At 63.9% G+C, this 17,310-nt stretch carries 14 protein-coding genes; 6 read left to right on the top strand and 8 right to left on the bottom strand.

Annotated elements, in window-relative coordinates; all coding sequences use genetic code 11:
- The 7 genes from HV796_RS13105 to HV796_RS13075 all read right to left on the bottom strand — a co-directional run bounded on the left by HV796_RS13105 (position 1) and on the right by HV796_RS13075 (position 8,314).
- Entirely contained in the window at positions 1-924 is a 924-nt protein-coding gene (locus HV796_RS13105) for a DUF2242 domain-containing protein (protein ID WP_175226911.1), read from the bottom strand.
- Between the two features lie 147 nt (positions 925-1,071).
- Positions 1,072-2,217, bottom strand: coding sequence for a hybrid sensor histidine kinase/response regulator (locus HV796_RS13100; RefSeq protein ID WP_175226910.1), 1,146 nt, complete (start codon positions 2,215-2,217; stop codon positions 1,072-1,074).
- A 9-nt stretch (positions 2,218-2,226) separates the two neighbouring features.
- On the bottom strand, positions 2,227-2,850 hold the full coding sequence (locus HV796_RS13095) for a chemotaxis protein CheB (RefSeq protein WP_175226909.1): 624 nt from the start codon (positions 2,848-2,850) through the stop codon (positions 2,227-2,229).
- Positions 2,851-2,908: 58 nt separating this feature from the next.
- A complete protein-coding gene (locus tag HV796_RS13090; RefSeq protein WP_175226908.1) occupies positions 2,909-3,757 on the bottom strand; it encodes a CheR family methyltransferase in 849 nt (282 codons plus the stop codon).
- A 30-nt stretch (positions 3,758-3,787) separates the two neighbouring features.
- Positions 3,788-7,444, bottom strand: a complete 3,657-nt coding sequence (locus HV796_RS13085; RefSeq protein ID WP_175226907.1) for a response regulator — start codon at positions 7,442-7,444, stop codon at positions 3,788-3,790.
- Positions 7,445-7,652: 208 nt separating this feature from the next.
- A complete protein-coding gene (locus HV796_RS13080) occupies positions 7,653-7,997 on the bottom strand; it encodes a hypothetical protein (protein WP_175226906.1) in 345 nt (114 codons plus the stop codon).
- An 80-nt stretch (positions 7,998-8,077) separates the two neighbouring features.
- Positions 8,078-8,314, bottom strand: a complete 237-nt coding sequence (locus HV796_RS13075; protein WP_175226905.1) for a hypothetical protein — start codon at positions 8,312-8,314, stop codon at positions 8,078-8,080.
- A 202-nt stretch (positions 8,315-8,516) separates the two neighbouring features.
- On the opposite strand from HV796_RS13075, the gene HV796_RS13070 reads away from it, so the two are divergent.
- Positions 8,517-9,245: a FadR/GntR family transcriptional regulator gene (locus HV796_RS13070; RefSeq protein WP_175226904.1), complete on the top strand. Its 729-nt coding sequence runs from the start codon at positions 8,517-8,519 to the stop codon at positions 9,243-9,245.
- A 103-nt stretch (positions 9,246-9,348) separates the two neighbouring features.
- Here the strand turns inward: HV796_RS13070 and HV796_RS13065 are convergent, their stop codons facing one another.
- A complete protein-coding gene (locus HV796_RS13065; protein ID WP_175226903.1) occupies positions 9,349-11,091 on the bottom strand; it encodes an IlvD/Edd family dehydratase in 1,743 nt (580 codons plus the stop codon).
- A 311-nt stretch (positions 11,092-11,402) separates the two neighbouring features.
- On the opposite strand from HV796_RS13065, the gene HV796_RS13060 reads away from it, so the two are divergent.
- The 5 genes from HV796_RS13060 to araH all read left to right on the top strand — a co-directional run bounded on the left by HV796_RS13060 (position 11,403) and on the right by araH (position 17,085).
- The gene (locus HV796_RS13060; protein ID WP_217477903.1) at positions 11,403-12,326 is read left to right on the top strand and encodes a dihydrodipicolinate synthase family protein; all 924 of its coding nucleotides are present in this window, start codon (positions 11,403-11,405) and stop codon (positions 12,324-12,326) included.
- Between the two features lie 13 nt (positions 12,327-12,339).
- Positions 12,340-13,269 (top strand): Gfo/Idh/MocA family protein, encoded by a 930-nt coding sequence (locus HV796_RS13055; RefSeq protein WP_175226902.1) that lies wholly within the window; start codon positions 12,340-12,342, stop codon positions 13,267-13,269.
- Positions 13,270-13,402: 133 nt separating this feature from the next.
- Positions 13,403-14,407, top strand: coding sequence for an arabinose ABC transporter substrate-binding protein (locus HV796_RS13050; RefSeq protein ID WP_175226901.1), 1,005 nt, complete (start codon positions 13,403-13,405; stop codon positions 14,405-14,407).
- 86 nt (positions 14,408-14,493) lie between these two features.
- Positions 14,494-16,032, top strand: coding sequence for an L-arabinose ABC transporter ATP-binding protein AraG (gene araG / locus HV796_RS13045; protein WP_246355847.1), 1,539 nt, complete (start codon positions 14,494-14,496; stop codon positions 16,030-16,032).
- A 54-nt stretch (positions 16,033-16,086) separates the two neighbouring features.
- The gene (gene araH, locus HV796_RS13040) at positions 16,087-17,085 is read left to right on the top strand and encodes an L-arabinose ABC transporter permease AraH (protein ID WP_175226900.1); all 999 of its coding nucleotides are present in this window, start codon (positions 16,087-16,089) and stop codon (positions 17,083-17,085) included.
- Positions 17,086-17,310 lie beyond the last annotated feature (225 nt).

Below are 17,310 nucleotides of genomic sequence, written 5' to 3'. Positions count from 1 at the left end.
TTACTGCGTCTGCGGCACGATCGCAGGACTGGACGCAGGCGCAGCGGTGGCCGCGCGATCCGCGGCAGGCTCCAGTCGATGCGTCGCCATACCCGGCAGGATCACGGCATCGGACGCCGTGACAGGCGCGGCGGCGGCTGCGCTGTCCGACGCCGCAGCGTTCGCGGTCGCCGCAGTTGTCGCAGCGTGTGTGACCGCTGCGGTCGCCGCTGCGGGTGCGGCCGTCGCAGGCAGCGCTGCCGCCGGTGTTGCGGTCATCGGGAGCGTGGCCACAGGCGCCGGAATCACGGTCGCGGGCGCCGCGACGAGCGCCGGCGCCGGCAGTGGCAATGGATCGTCCGGCAGTGACTTCGTGTCGACCGATTCGCTCGGCACAGGCGCACTCAGCACCGTGGTCTGCAGATATCGTCCGACGAGATCGAAGAATCGATCGTAGAACTTGCCAGCCTGGATCGTCTCGCTCGAGGTTTTGACCATCGCATCGCTATTCGAGCGGATCGGCAGCGACAGCGAGCCGAGGATGCTTAAGCCGACGCTGGCCGACGTATCGCTTTTCTTCAGCGCATAGCCGTTTTGCACCGCGTTCGCATAGATCACGCTCGAGTTCGTCGCGTTGTCGCCGGCTGTGCACACGACATGAAACTCGACCGTGTAATGCGAGTCGCTGGCGGGCTGGAAGTTTTTCGTCGCGTCGACGGTGTCGGGCCGCGCGAGCGTCGTCATGTAACCCTGGCTGAGCAGCGCGCGCCGCGCGGATTCACACGCCTGCGCGCTCGACACGTCGAATGTGCGCATGAATGGGCTCGCATCGTTGCTGAGGAACTCGTCCTGCAACTTCGGTTTGGGCGTCGATGAACACGCGGCAAGCGTGACGGCGAGCCCGGGCAGCAGCGCGCGCGCGAATCGTGATGAACGGGTGAGCATGTTGAAAGCGGACAAACTGCGAAGCACGCGATAAACCGCGCGGCGACATCGCGCGGCACGTCGAACGGATCGGCAAGCATTGTAGTGCGGTTCGCGCCCGCGAAGGTGAAACCGCGCGGTTTTTGCAACGCCGGCGTGGCCATTCCGCTAGCGTGTTGTTCCGTGATCTGCCGTGCGTGGCAATTCGATCGCGAATACGGTGCCGTGCTCCGCGTCCGATGTGCCGCAGACCTTACCGCCATGCATGTGCACGATCGTACGCACGATATGCAGGCCGAGTCCGAGCCCTTCGCGAAGGCGGCCGTCCGCCGGGTGGCTGCCTGTTGCGCGCCGGTCGGCCGTTGTGCTGCCGAATGCTTCGAACAGATGCGGCATCACGTTTGGCGGAATCGCGCCGCGGTTCGTAATCTTCAGCGTAATGTGTTGCGCGTCGCCGCCATCGATATCGACGGCGATGCCGCCGTCCTGCGCGCCATGATGCAACGCATTGCTGATCAGATTCGAAATGGCCTGCCACAGCAGATCGGTATCCCAGGCACCGCTGCAATCACCACGGGCATCGACCGCGATCCGCTCGACGCCTTCCTGCGTGGCGAACTCTTCGATGACCGACCGGCACAGCGCCGCCAGATCAGTCGGGCGCGGTTCGAGCGGCATGCGGCCGCCTTGCAGCCGTGCGAGATTCAACAACTGGTGCACCATCCGCGACATGCGCAGCGTGCTGTTCCTGATGCGGTTTGCGACGGTGCACGCCTGCTTGTCCGCCGCGTTGCGCGCCAGATATTCGGCGGACGCGAGCACGGTGCCCAGGGGCGTGCGCAGATCGTGGCCGAGCACGGCCATCAGCATTTCATTCGATTCGAGCAGCTGCCGTGTCGCGAGCAGCTGGTCGGCGAGTCGCCGCTTGTGCTGTTCGAGCTGGACGAACACATCGACTTTCGATTGAAGAATGCGCGGATCGAATGGCTTATGCAGAAAGTCGACCGCGCCCGCTTCGTAGCCGCGAAAGGTGCGCGATGCATCCTCCGCCGTTGCGGTCAGAAAGATGATCGGCACATGCGACGTGCGCGGACTGCCGCGCATCAGCGACGCGAGCTCGAAGCCGCTCATGCCGGGCATGTTGACGTCGAGAATCGCGAGCGCGGCATCGTGTTTGAGCAGCAGGTCCAGCGCCGCGGTACCCGAATGCGCGACCAGCACTTTGACGCCCGGCCGTGACAGCAACGCTTCGAGCGCCGTGATGTTATGTGCGATGTCGTCGACGATCAGGATGTTGACTGGTGGATGCGCCATGGCGTCATGTTACGTGGAGGCCGGCAGTGCGGCGAGCCGCTGGGCCATGAGAGTGGGAGAAAGCACGTCGTCGACCGCTCCCCGAGCGATCGCGGCGCGCGGCATGGTGGCCGAGCTTGCGGTTTGCGGGTCCTGCACCCACGCGACGCCACCCAGCGCGCGGATCACTTCCAGACCGTGTGTACCGTCATCATTGGCGCCCGACAGCAGGATGCCAAGCAACCCCGACGCGAACGCATGCGCAGCCGATTCGAATAGCACGTCGATCGACGGCCGTGAAAAGCGCACCGACGCGTCCACCGACAATACGATCGACCGATCGTCGTCGACCAGCATGTGATAGCCGGGCGGCGCGATATGCACGCGCCCGGCGACGACCGCTTCGCCGGAGTCCGGTTCGATGACGGGCAGCGCGCAGCGGTAGCTGAGTGTTTCGAGCAGATAGCTGGGCGTATCGGCAGGCAGGTGCGAAACCACCAGCACAGCCAGCGCGAAATCGGCGGGTAGCGCGGCCAGTAGCTGGCTCATCACTTCGGTGCAGCCCGCCGATCCACCGAGCACGAGTGCGTCGAACACGCGCGCGGAATAGGGCGCTGAGGGCGGGGCGGCGGCGCTGTCTCGGTCGTCTCGCATACAGGTCCTGTTCAGTCGATAGGGGATAGTGCAGTTCGTGCCGCGCTTAGCGTCGCATCTAGCGTTTCTGGTAGATCCGTTCGCGTTCACGAAACTCGTCGAATCCGCTGTAATGGTTCGAAAAGCGCAGACTTTCCTTGCTGCCGAGCCCTAAAAATCCGCGCCGCACGAGCGACCGCTCGAACAGCCCGAGCGCGCGGTCCTGCAAGCCGCGATCGAAATAGATCAGCACGTTGCGGCACGAAACCAGATGCGCTTCAAGAAACACTTCGTCGGTCGACAGGCTATGGTCGGCGAACACCACGCGCTCTTTCAGCGAACCGGCGAAGCGCGCGCCGCCATACGCCGCATGATAGTAATCGGACAGCGAATGCTTGCCGCCCGATGCGAGATAGTTGCGAGTGAAGCCGGCGATCCGGTCGAGCGCGTAAATACCCGCTTCGGCGCGCGCAAGCGCTTCCGGGCTGATGTCTGTCGCGTAGAACAGCGTACGCTCGGTCAGCCCCGCCTCATCGAACAGAATCTTGAGCGACCACAATTCCTCGCCGGTGCTGCAGCCGGCCACCCACACCTTGATGGACGGATAGGTTTGCAGCAACGGCAGCACGTGTTCGCGCAGCGCACGAAAGTAGGGCGGGTCGCGGAACATGTCGCTGACCTGCACCGTCAGGTAATGGAAGAGCCGGTTGAAGTCCGCTTCACTGCGGATGATGCGGTCCTGCAACTGCGACAGCGTGAGTACGTCGAATTCTTCGAGCGCCTGGGTGAGACGGCGCCGCACCGACGACATCGCGTAGTGGCGGAAGTCGTGCTGATACTTCAGATAGATCGCTTCGAGCAGCAGCGTCAGCTCGATGTCGAAATCGCGCATCCGCTGCGGTGATAGCTCGTAGAACGAACGGGTCATCGGGTTCGGCTCCCTGCCGCGCTTACACGGCTATCGTTGCCGCAGCCATACGCGGCATAGCGAGATCAGCTTGTCGACGTCGATCGGCTTCGAGATGTAGTCGTCGGCGCCCGCTTCAAGGCAGCTCATCCGGTCGTGCGCCATCGCCTTCGCGGTCAGCGCGATGACCGGCAGTTGCGCGAAGCGCGGATTCGCGCGAATCTGCGCGGTCGCGGTCAGGCCGTCCATCTCCGGCATCATGATGTCCATCAGCACCAGGTCCACTTCGACGCCTTTTTCGAGCAGGTCGAGCACTTCGCGTCCATTACGGGCGATTTCGAGCTTCGCGCCGAGCGGCTCGATCACGTGCGACAGCGCGAAGATATTGCGCACGTCGTCTTCGGCGAGCAGGATCGTGCGGCCTTCGAATGCATTGTCGCGCTGGCGCACGGTGCGCAGCATGCGCTGCTGTTCCGGCGCGAGCGACGATTCGACGCTATGCAGAAATAGCGTCACTTCGTCGAGCAGCCGTTCGGGCGACTTCGCGCCCTTGATGATGATCGACTTCGAATAGCGCCGCAGTCGGTGTTCTTCGTCGCCAGACAGCATGCGGCCGGTATAGACGATCACGGGCAATGTCTGAAGCGCCGTATCCGCGGCCATCCGTTCGAGCAGATCGTAGCCGGTGCCGTCCGGCAACGCGAGGTCGGTGACCACGCAATCGAAGGGCGTACCGTCCAGCTGTTCGAGTGCAGCCGCGAGCGTCGCAACGGCGATGATCTCCGTGCTGTCGCTGCGCAGCAGCGCGCGAATGCTTTCGCGCATCGCGGGGTCGTCTTCGATCACGAGCACCCGTTTCATATGCTGCTGCAAGCGCGTTTCGAGGCGGCGGATCGCGGCCTCGAGTGTCGTGCGCGCGGTGGGCTTCAGCGTATAGCCGACCGCGCCCAGATGCAGTGCCTTTTCGGCGTGATCGGTGGCCGACACGATATGGATCGGGATATGCCGCGTCGCCGGATCATTTTTCAGCCATTCGAGCACGGTGAGACCCGAGCGGTCCGGCAGCCCGACGTCGAGCAGCACCGCGGTGGGCTGCATATCGCGCACCATCGCGACGCCGCTTGCCGCGTCGGTCGCGTGCACGAAATCGAAGTCGAGCTCATGCGCGAGGTCGCGCAGGATTTCGGCAAACGCCGGTTCATCCTCGATCGCGAGAATCAGGCGGTTGTCGTGTTTGCGCTGGTGGCGGTCGTCGTCGACAGGCTGCGGCGCCGGTTCCGCGCGCAGACCGCCGGTTGTACGCGTGGCGCGAGGTGCGGCGCTCGGTGCGGCGGTTAGCGTGCTGGCGGATGTGTCCGACGAAGCCAATGCAGTGCGCGCGCTTTCCGGTGTGGTCGCGTTTCGCGCGCTGGCTCGCGCGAGCGCCGCGGGGACGTTGGACGTGCCCTCCGTGGCGGCCACGGCACGCAGAGGGCTGGTGGGCGCCGGCGCGGTTTGCGCCAGTTCGGCAGCGGCCCGCGCCGAAAACTCGGTCGGCAGCCACACCGTGAACACGCTGCCGCGGCCCGGCTCGCTGACCACGCCGATACGTCCGCCGAGCAGCCGCGCGAACTCGCGCGAAATCGACAGGCCGAGACCGCTGCCGCCATATTGGCGGCTCGTCGACCCGTCCGCCTGCTGGAACGCGTCAAAAATCATATCGAGCTTGTCCGCGGCGATGCCGATGCCGGTGTCACGCACATCGATGCGCAGCATGCCTGGCTCGTCCGCGGCGATATCGAGCGCGACTTCGCCTTGCTCGGTAAACTTCAGCGCATTCGATAGCAGGTTGCGCAGAATCTGCGTGAGACGCTGGCCGTCGGTCACGATGGTGTCCGGCGCGCCGGGCGAGCGTTGCGCGGAGAACTGCAAGTGCCTTGCGGCCGCCATCGGCTCGAACATTTCGCGCAGCGACTGCAGCAACGCGTCGATCGGCACCGCACGAGGCTCGATCGTGATCTGTCCGGCCTCGACCTTCGACAGATCGAGGATGTCGTTGATCAGCACGAGCAGGTCGCTATTCGATGCGTGAATGGTCTCCGCATAGCGCACCTGTTCGTCGGTCAGATTGCCATGACGGTTTTCCTGCAGCAGTCTCGCGAGAATCAGCGAGCTGTTGAGCGGCGTGCGCAGCTCGTGCGACATGTTCGCAAGGAACTCCGACTTATAGCGGCTCGATTGTTCGAGCCGCGCGGCGTTCGCGGCGAGTTCGTCCTGAGCGGTGAGCAGTTCGGCCTTCTGCCGCTCGAGCCGCTGCGCGTATTCCTCAAGCTGCACGTTGGTCTGTTCGAGTTCCGCTTGCTGGGCTTCGAGTCGCGTCTGCGATTCGATGAGCGCGCGGCCGCGTTCTTCGAGTCCTTCGTTCGACACGCGCAACTCTTCCTGCTGGACCTGCAATTCTTCGTTGAGCTGCTGCGTTTCGGCGAGTGCATCCTGCAGGCGCTCGCGATACAGCGCCGCTTCGATGAAGTCGCCCATGCTGTTCGACACCAGTTGCAGGAATTCCTGGTCGCGCGCCGAGGCAGTGCGCATGAAGCCCATCTCGACGATGCCATTGACGACACCGTCGTTTTCGATCGGCTGCACGATCACGCTGGCAGGCGCGCTCGCGCCGGTGCCCGACACGACCTTGATGTAGTTGTCGGGCACCGGCTGCAGCACGATCGTCCGACGCGAAGCGGCCGCCTGGCCAACGAGGCTTTCGCCTTCGTGGAAGTTGCGCACCGCCTGTTCGCTTTCCGCGCTGAAGCCGTAGGTGGCGATACGTCGCAATTCACCGTTGATCCGGTCGCGCACATAAAGCGCGGCGACGACGACATCGAGGTACTGCGCGAGGAATTCGAGTATCGCGCGTCCGACGAGCGGCGACGTCGCCTGGCCGACGACCCTTTCCGCGAGCAGCCGCTGGCCCGAACGCAGCCACACCTGCTGCTGCAACTGCTGCGAATACGCGACCTGCTGCTGCAGCACCGCGTCGTAGTTCGCGGACAGGTTGAGCAGATCGCGGCGCCCGCGAAACGCGAGCAGTCCGCTGATGCATAGGCTGAACACGAGGAATACGGCCACGGTCATGCCGGTCAGGCTGCGCGCCGCGTCCGAGCGTTGTTGCCGTAGCGCCTGCTCGGTGTCGAGAAACTCGCCGAAGATCCGGCGTGTCTCGTCGAATTCGGCCTTGCCGCGTCCGGCGGCGATCACGTCGGTGACGTTCTGATGCTTGCGCTCGAGGTCGATCATCTGCTGCGCGTACGTGTTCCAGCGCATCTGAATGGTCTCAATACGCTTCAGGCGGTCGATCTGCGCGGGATTGTCCGATACGAGGTCGGTCAGCTCGGCGATCTGTGCCTGGAAGCGTGGCTGTCCCGCCTGATAGGGCGCGAGAAACGAGTCGTCGCCGGTCAGCAGGAAGCCGCGCAGCGCGGATTCCCGATCGACCGCGAGACGCATCAATTCATTCCCGTTGCCGATCACACGCTCGGAATGCTCGACCCAGTTCACCGTCGACACGAGGTAAGCGATCAGCGCGACGAACACGGCAATCATCGCGAGCCCGACCGCCAGCGGCAGCGCGATGTTGCGCCGGATAATGCGCCGGAAGTGGGTCGGGTCGACGGTTGCGACGGCCGCCGTCCGGTCGGGATTCCCGTCTGCTTGTTCTAGTTGAATCGGCATTTTTGACTGGAAGGCTACGCTTGTCGGATTGTCGTCTACCGGGGGCCGGATGTCGCAATGCAACGGACGAAACCCCGCGATCGAGCGTCGGAAGTATCACATAGACGTCCCACTCGCGTGCATTTCGAGCGCAGCGTGGTCACCGCCTCGACGGCGTGGCTTACGGTATGTGGGCCACGGCGCGTCTGCTATGGGCTGTGATTGCCCGCTATTGGCCCGAACCCTGGCCGATGCCGGCCTTTTTCTGCGCATTCTGCAGGTCTTGCGGGTAATTCGGATCATCGCGGGCCGGCGAGTAGCCCGCGTCTTCCAGCTGTTTGAGCTCCGCGTTGCGTTTGGCGCGCGCTTCCTTGCGAGCCTCTTTTTGTGCCGCCTTGCGTTGCGCCTTGGTCAGGCTGGCGGCGGTCGCCGGCGGGGTGGCCGGCTGCATCGCGGCGCCGCCTTGCGAACCGTCAGTCTGCGCGTCCTGCGCAACGGCGTTTGCCGCCATGCCGACCGCTAGCGCGGCCCCAGCGATCCATGCAGACAGTGTGTGGAGAGACGAGATCTTCATGGGTACATCCTCCTGTTGAACGCCGGCGTGCGCCGCAATAGGCGGCGCATTCGTTTCGCTGGGTGACACTCATGTTGCGCTTATTTGCCGCTGTCCGACGACGATGACTGGAATACCTTCTTGCACTGCGGCGATAGCTGATCGTAGTGCTGTTTCATGCACGCCTCGATCTTGTCCCTGTCCGGAATTTCCGATGAACAAAGCCGGAACGCATCGCTACGGCACGCCTTGTCCTCGTCGTCTTGCGACGCCGCAAACGTCACGCTGCTTCCCATGGCAATGAATGCCAGCAGTACAGCGAAGAATTTTCGTTTCATCGTCGTGTCCTCGCTAAAACGGCGGGTATCTTCCGCTATGCTGACAAAAAAGCAAGAAGCGAACCCGGCCAATACAGCGGTGCACATGCTATGCTTGCTCAGCCCCCTGCGGGCCGGACCTGAACGCCGGCCTACGGCGGTTTCGCCGCAACCTGCTCCGCGCACAAAAGTCCGCCCTCAGCGGCTTCGAATACAAACGGCAATGGACTATCGGCACCTCCAGAAGCGAAAAAGCATGCACGCCCGGATCGTGCAGGAACTCGGCATCGAGATCGTCAGCGGACGGTTGAAGCCGGGCGAGCGGCTGCCGGCCGAGGCCACACTCTGTGAACAGTACGGTGTGAGCCGCCCGGTTTTGCGCGAGGCGACGCGCGTGCTGGTCGCGAAGGGGCTCGTCATTTCGAAGCCGCGTGTCGGAAGTATCGTGCGTGCGCGCGAAGAGTGGCACATGCTCGATCCGGACGTGTTGTACTGGACGCTCAATAACATCCCTGAAGGCGAGTTCTTCCTCGCGCTGATGACGGTGCGCCGCATCATTGAACCCGCGGCGGCCGCGCTCGCGGCGACCGCTGCGACCGACGAAGACCTCGAGCGAATCGGTTCGGCGTATGACCGTATGGAACACGCGCAGAACGCGGGCGCGCTGCTTGAGCCGGACCTTGAATTTCACCGCGCGATCATGGCTGCAACGCACAACGACATGCTCGCGTACATCGGCAACATGATGTCGCTCGCGCTATCGGAGTCGATCAAGCTGACGAGCCGTCACCCGGATACCCACGCGTTGTCGCTGCCGCGCCATAAGGCGATTCTGACCGCGATCCTGAATCGCGATGCGCTCGGCGCGCGGCAGGCGAGCCTTGTCCAGCTCGAGAACGCGCGCGCGGACGCCAATTCGATTCTCGGGCTGGCGGCGCGCGGCCTCGGCTGAGCTGCCGGCGCGCGCCGGGAAGATGCTTGCCGGCGCAACCATCGCGCCGGCTTCATGCGGAAAGTCCCAGAAGGGAAAAGGGCCTGACGGCCCAATCGCATGCTTAGTGCGAGTGCGGCGGCACCTCCGCGCCGCGGCAGCCGACCAGGAAGTCGAAGTCGCAGCCTTCGTCGGCTTGCAGCACATGCTCGACGTACAGGTTCCGATAGCCGCTCGCATCCTTCGGGTTGCGCGTCTGCGCTTCCTTCCATGCGGCAAGGCGCGCGGCCATTTCCTTGTCGTCAATGTCGATGTGCAGCCGGCCCGCTTCGCAATCGAGCTCGATCCAGTCACCGTTGCGCACGACCGCCAGCGGCCCGCCCGCCCGTGCTTCGGGCGCGACGTGCAGCACCACGGTGCCGTATGCGGTGCCGCTCATCCGCGCGTCGGACACCCGCACCATGTCGGTCACGCCCTGTGCGAGGAGCTTCGGCGGCAGGCCCATGTTGCCGACTTCAGCCATGCCGGGGTAGCCCTTCGGGCCGCAATTCTTCATCACGAGCACCGAGTCCGCGGTGACTTCGAGATCCGGGTCGACGATGCGCTTCTTGTAGTCGTCGAAGTTCTCGAACACGACCGCGCGGCCGCGATGCTTGAGCAGCGCGGGCGTTGCCGCCGACGGCTTGAGCACTGCACCATTCGGCGCGAGGTTGCCGCGCAGCACGCACAGGCCGCCATCGGTGACGAGCGGATTGTTGAGCGGGCGGATCACTTCTTCGTTATAGTTCGGCGCTTCCTTGACGTTCTCCCATAGCGTGCGGCCGTTAGCCGTCAGCGCGTCCGGATGCGGCAGCAGGCCGGCTTCGCCGAGACGGCGCAGCACGGCAGGCAGGCCGCCCGCGTAATAGAACTCCTCCATCAGGAAGCGGCCCGAAGGCTGCAGGTCGACGATGGTCGGCGTGCCGCGGCCGACGCGCGTCCAGTCGTCGAGCGCAAGATCGACACCGATGCGCCCGGCGATCGCCTTCAGGTGAATCGCCGCGTTGGTCGAGCCGCCGATTGCCGCGTTCGCGCGGATCGCGTTCTCGAATGCTTCGCGCGTGAGCAGCTTTGACAGCCGCAAGTCTTGCAGCGCCATCTCGACGATGCGCATGCCGGACAGATGCGCAAGCACATAGCGGCGCGCGTCGACCGCGGGAATCGCCGCGTTGTGCGGCAGCGTCACGCCGAGCGCTTCGGCCATGCACGCCATCGTCGACGCGGTGCCCATCGTGTTGCAGGTGCCGGCCGACCGCGACATGCCCGCTTCGGCGGACATGAATTCGTGAATCGAAATCTTGCCGGCCTTAACCTGCTCGGAGAGTTGCCAGACGACGGTGCCCGAACCGATGTCGCGGCCATGATGCTTGCCGTTGAGCATCGGCCCGCCGGTCACCAGAATGGCCGGCACGTCGCAGCTGGCCGCGCCCATCAGCAGCGCGGGCGTGGTCTTGTCGCAGCCGGCGAGCAGCACGACGGCATCGAGCGGATTGCCGCGGATCGATTCTTCGACGTCCATGCTCGCGAGGTTGCGCGTGAACATCGCGGTGGGCCGCAGGTTCGACTCGCCATTCGAGAACACCGGGAATTCGACCGGGAAGCCGCCCGCTTCGAACACGCCGCGCTTGACGTGCTCAGCGAGCTTGCGAAAGTGCGCATTGCAGGGCGTGAGTTCGGAGAACGTATTGCAGATGCCGATGATCGGCTTACCTTCGAATTCGTGGTCCGGAATGCCCTGGTTTTTCATCCAGCTGCGGTACATGAAGCCGTTCTTGTCGGCCGTGCCGAACCACTGGGCCGAGCGGAGCTTGCGGGGTTGATCAGTCATGGTGTTCCATTCGGATTTGGACAATATAGTAATACTATATTCGATGCGGGCCGCCGAAGCCAAGCTGCGTTGTAGCAAGACTTTTCACAATGGCGGAGTCGGGCGAATTCTGGCACAGGGTTATAAATGTCAACGATATTACGTGCCACATATCCAGAATTTACTCGCACTCGCGAACAAATAGAATGACTTTTTGCGCGTCGAGAATGGGGGAAAACACTAATCACTAGACGCATCACTCGCGCATATAGTTTGGCTATTCAGAATATAGCGCCCGTTTGCGCACGGCAGAACAACAGGAGTCTCAAATAGTGGTTACTTCGCCTCGCTTCTCCGGTCTTTTCCCTGTCGCGCCGACGCCGTTTACCGCGTCGGGCGAGCTTGACCTCGACGGCCAGCGGCGCGTGATCGATTGCATGGTCGATCAGCAGGTCGACGGCATCTGCATTCTGGCGAACTACTCCGAGCAGTTCGTGCTGACCGATGCCGAACGCGACACGCTGGTTGATCTGTGTCTTACGCATACCGCGGGCCGTGTGCCGGTGATGGCCACCTGCAGCCACTTCAGCACGCAGATCGCGAGCGAGCGAGCGAAGCGTGCGGTGGCCGCGGGCGCCAGCATGATCATGGTGATGCCGCCGTATCATGGCGCGACGCTGCGGGTCGACGAAAGCGCCATGTTCGAGCATTTCGCGCGCATCGCCGATGCGGCGGGCGTGCCGGTGATGGTGCAGGACGCGCCGCTGAGCGGCGTTGCGCTGCCGGTGCCGTTCCTCGTGCGCGTGGCGCGCGAGTTACCGCTCGTGCGCTACTTCAAGATCGAAGTGCCGGGCGCGGCGGCGAAGCTGCGCGCGCTGATCGCAGCCGGCGGCGACACGATCGAAGGGCCGTTCGACGGCGAAGAGGCGATTACGCTGATGCCGGACCTGGACGCCGGCGCGACCGGCACGATGTCGAGCGCGCTGCTGCCGGACCTGATCCGTCCGGTGTTCGACGCGTTCCGCGCCGGGCGGCGTGACGAGGCGCGCGCCGGCTACGCGCGTATCCTGCCGCTGATCAACTATGAAAATCGCCAGTGCGGGTTACGTGCGACGAAAACCGTCATGATGGAAGGTGGCGTGATTCGCAGCGATGCGGTGCGCCATCCGCTCGAGGCATTGTCCGGTGCGACCCGCGCCGAACTGCTCGAACTGGCGCGCGAAGCGAACCCGCTCGCGCTGCGCTGGGGCCATTGACCGCTTAACCCATATGAACAGAAAACTTTCGATTGCCATCGTCGGCGTCGGCAAGATCGCGCGTGACCAGCATCTGCCCGCGATCGCGGGGCTCGACCGTTTCGAACTGGTCGCGTGCGCGAGCCGCAACGCGACGGTCGAAGGCGTGCGCAACTATCCGACCCACGACGCATTGCTGCAGGGCGAGCCCGAGCTCGATGCGGTATCGCTGTGCGCGACGCCGCACGTGCGTTTCGAGCAGGCGCGCGCGGCGCTCAAGGCGGGTAAGCATGTGATGCTCGAAAAGCCGCCGGGCGCGAGTGTCCATGAAGTGGAAGTGCTGCGCGAGATGGCGCGTGTGGCCGGCCGCACGCTCTTCGCGACGTGGCATTCGCGCTATTCACCGGCCGTCGAAGTCGCGCGTGAGTGGCTGGCGAAGCGCGCAATACGCTCGGTTGAAGTCCGCTGGAAAGAAGATGTGCGGCGCTGGCACCCGGGGCAGGATTGGATCTGGACGCCGGGCGGTCTCGGCGTGTTCGATCCGGGCATCAACGCGCTGTCGATCGTCACGCGCATTCTGCCGCGCGAAATCGTGCTGAAGTCCGCCGCGCTGTCGGTGCCGTCCAACCGCCAAACGCCGATTGCCGCCGAACTCGACTTCAGCGACGAACAGGGCGTGCCGGTGCATGCGTCGTTCGACTGGCGGTATGGGCCGGTCGAGCAATGGGAAATCGAAGTGGCGACGAGCGACGGCAATCTGTTCCTGTCGGAAGGCGGCAAGCGCCTTGCGATCGCCGGTCAGCCTGTCGACCTCGCGGCCGAACGCGAATACCCGGCGCTGTACGAACGTTTTCAGTGGCTGATCGATCACGGCGAGCAGGACGTCGATGTGCGTCCGTTGCGTCTCGTCGCTGATGCGTTCCTGCTCGGCAGCCACCAGGCAGTCGAGCCTTTCGAGGACTGAGCAGGACAACACCAGGTAACAAGAGAGAACGCGGTGCTGCGCGCACCGAGGGGTGTCGACGTGCGCGCGCGTACCGCAGTCATAGTAATCAACCCGCACCTACGGTCGTAACGACTTTACGAAGGAGACAAGCATGACCAACCCGATTCGCCGCCTGACGCTGTCCGCGCTGGTTGCCGCACTGTGCGCGGCGCCGTTCGCGCTGCCGCTGTCCGCCCATGCCGACGCACCGCTGAAGATCGGCGTGCTCGTCAAGATGCCGGAGCAGGCATGGTTCATCAACGAAGAGAAGGCAGCGACCGCGCTGGGCCAGAAGGAAGGCTTCTCGGTGGTCAACATCGGCACGCCCGACGGCGAGAAGGTGCTCGCGGCGATTGACAACCTCGGTGCGCAAGGCGCGCAGGGCTTCGTGATCTGCCCGCCGGACGTGCGTCTCGGACCGGCCATTCAGGCGCGTGCAAAGCGCTACAACATGAAGTTCGTGACGGTTGACGACCAGCTTGTCGATTCGAACGGCAAGCCGCTCGCCGGCGTCCCGCACCTGGGCATGTCCGCGTTCAAGATCGGCAACCAGGTTGGCCAGGCGATCTCCGACGAAATGAAGAAGCGCGGCTGGAAGCCGGAAGAAGTCGGCGCGATCCGCATCACCGACTATGAGCTGCCGACCGCGAAGCTGCGCACCGACGGCGCAACCGAAACGCTGGTCGCCAACGGCTTCAAGAAGGACAACATCTTCGACGCGCCGCAAAAGACCACCGACGACGAAGGCGGCTTCAACGCGGCGTCGCCGGTTCTGTCGAAGCACCCGAACATCAAGAAGTGGGTGATCTTCGCGCTGAACGAAGAGTCGGTGCTGGGCGGCGTGCGCGCGACCGAGCAGTTGCACATTCCGGGCACCGATGTGATCGGCGTCGGCATCAACGGCGCGGGTGAAGCCTTCGCCGAGTTCCAGAAGAAGGAACCGACGGGCTTCTACGGCACGATCGCGGTGAGCTCGACGAACCACGGCAAGCAGAGCACGCAGAACCTCGTCGACTGGATCAAGTCGGGCAAGCAGCCGCCGGCGGACACGCAGACCACCGGCAAGCTGATGACGCGCGAAAACTGGAAGGACGTGCGTACGGAACTCGGTATTTAAGCGAGCCGAGCGAGGCTGGGCCGCCAGGGCCTGGCCTTGCGTAACGCGTGGTACTGCGGGATGCAACAACGGAAACATGCACGATGATGGCCAATGCTGAAACGGGCGCCGCGCCGCATACGCGGCCGCGCGCCGAGGGCCGCACGTACCTGGAACTCGACGGAATCTCCGTCAGCTTCCCGGGCGTGCTGGCGCTCGATAACGTGTCGTTCGAAGTGCGCGGCGGTGAAGTGCACGGCCTGATGGGCGAGAACGGCGCAGGCAAATCGACGCTTCTGAAGGTGCTGTCGGGCGTGAATCAGCCCGCGTCGGGCGCGTTGCGCCTCGCGGGTGTCGAGCACAAGTTCACGACGACCAAGGCGGCGATCGAGGCCGGCATCGCGATCATTTACCAGGAGTTGCATCTCGTCCCGGAACTCACGGTTGCGGAAAACCTGATGCTCGGGCAACTGCCGAACCGCTTCGGCGTGCTCGACGAAAAGACGCTGGTGAAGCGCGCGATGGACGAGCTCGAGCGCCTCGGCGAATCGATCGACCCGAACATGCAAGTGAAGCGCCTGTCGATCGGGCAGCGGCAGATGATCGAAATTGGCAAGGCGCTGATGCGCGACGCACGCGTGATCGCGTTCGATGAGCCGACCAGTTCGCTGTCCGCACGCGAAACGGAGAATCTTTTTCGAATCATCAATGCGTTGCGCGCGCAGGGCCGCGCGGTGATCTACGTGACGCATCGGATGGATGAAGTTTACGAACTGTGCGACCGCGTGACGGTGTTCCGTGACGGGCGTCGCATCGAAACGTTCGAATCGGTTGCAGACCTCGATCGCGACCGGCTGATCAGTTGCATGGTCGGCCGGTCGATTCGGGATGTATACGGCTACCGGCCGCGCAAGGCCGGCGATGTGCAGCTCGAAGTGAAGGGCCTGCTCGGGCCGGGGCTCTCGGAGCCAGTGTCGTTTGCCGCGAGGAAGGGCGAGATTGTCGGCTTCTTCGGGCTGGTCGGCGCAGGGCGCTCCGAACTGATGAAGCTGATCTACGGCGCGGTGCAGCCGCGCGAAGGCCATGTCGAACTGAACGGCAAGCGCGTTGCATTCTCGACGCCGCGCGACGCAGTGCGCGCCGGCATCGCGCTGTGCCCGGAGGATCGCAAGCAGGAAGGAATCGTTGCGATCGCATCGGTTGCCGACAATCTGAATATCAGCGCGCGGCGTCATTTCAGCGCGGCGCGCTTCCTGTTGAATGCGCGGCGCGAGCGCGATCTCGCGCGCGAGTACATCGACAAGCTGTCGATCAAGACACGCAACACCGAAACGGCGATCGGCACGCTGTCGGGTGGCAATCAGCAGAAGGTGATTCTGTCGCGCTGGCTCGCCGAGCGCATCGACATCTTCCTGCTTGACGAGCCGACGCGTGGTATCGACGTCGGCGCCCGCTCGGAAATCTACGAATTGCTGTACGAACTCGCGGAAGCGGGACGCACGGTCGTGGTGGTATCGAGCGACCTCGCGGAAGTGATCGGCATTGCCGATCGCGTGCTGGTGATGAAAGAAGGGCGCATTGTCGGCGATCTGCCGAAGGCGCAGGCCACTCCTGACCAATTGATCAAACTGGCTCTGCCGCATTGAGCGGCGGACAGCAATCGCGCGCGGGTCAGCGCGCGCCACTGGATGAAGATGACCATGCAAACTCCGACCACCCAAGCCACCCGTGCCGCGCAGCCTGGCGCGCCGTCGCACGCCGCACGCACCTGGGATCTGATCAACAAGTCCGGCATCGTGATGGTGTTCATCATCCTGTTCGCGGTGCTGTCGGCGACCGTGCCGGACTTCCTGACGACCCGCAACATGCAGGGCCTGTTGCTGTCCGTCACGCTGATCGGCTCGATCTCGGTGACGATGATGTTCGTGCTGGCGCTCGGTGAAGTCGACCTGTCGGTCGCGTCGATCGTCGCGTTTTCGGGTGTGGCCGCGTCAACCTTGATTACGGCCACGCATAGCGTGATGCTCGGCGTCGCTGGGGGTGTGCTGGCGGGCGGCGCGGTCGGACTCGTGAACGGCGTGCTGGTGGCGCGCTACAAGATCAACTCGCTGATCGTCACGCTCGCAATGATGGAAGTCGTGCGCGGTCTTGCGTACATCACATCGAACGGCGACGCGGTGATGATTTCCGAAGAGCGCTTCTTCGATCTCGGTGGCGGGTCGTTCCTCGGCATTTCGTTTCCGATCTGGAGCAACATCGTCGGCTTCGTGCTGTTCGGCTTCCTGCTGCGCAAGACCGTGTTCGGCAAGAACGTGCTGGCGGTCGGCGGGAATGGCGAAGCGGCGTTGCTGGCGGGTTTGCCGGTTACGCGCATCAAGATTACGGTGTTCGTGCTGCAGGGCCTCGTGACCGGTTTTGCCGGCGTGATGCTCGCATCACGGATGAGCCTCGGTGATCCGAAGACGTCGGTGGGCCTCGAACTCGGTGTGATTTCGGCGTGCGTGCTGGGCGGCGTGTCGTTGACCGGCGGTGTCGCGACGATTTCCGGCGTGCTGGTCGGCGTGCTGATCATGGGCTCGGTGCAGGACGCGATGAGCCTCTTGAATGTGCCGACGTTCTATCAGTATCTGATTCGCGGCGGGATTCTGCTGCTGGCGGTGCTGTTCGACCAGTTCCGTCGCAGCCGCCGCAAGGTTTGACGCATTCAGCCTACGTGCTGCCGCGGTGCGCGGCACACTGAGGTGAGTGTTTTCGGGAGCGAGTGCCGCGGCACTCGCTTTTTGTTTTGCGATCGCGCGCAAGTGCCGCTTTCCCAGTGACATTCAGTGGAATCGTGCGCCCGCTGATGGTCGACGCGGGGTGCAAAGGTGAGGGTTTTCGGGGGCAATGCGCGGCTGCAAGCTGGAGCACAACTTCGGGCCCAA

The organism is Paraburkholderia humisilvae, assembly GCF_902859855.1.
In the GTDB taxonomy this organism is placed as follows: domain Bacteria; phylum Pseudomonadota; class Gammaproteobacteria; order Burkholderiales; family Burkholderiaceae; genus Paraburkholderia; species Paraburkholderia humisilvae.
This window is presented reverse-complemented; position numbering and strand designations above follow the sequence as displayed.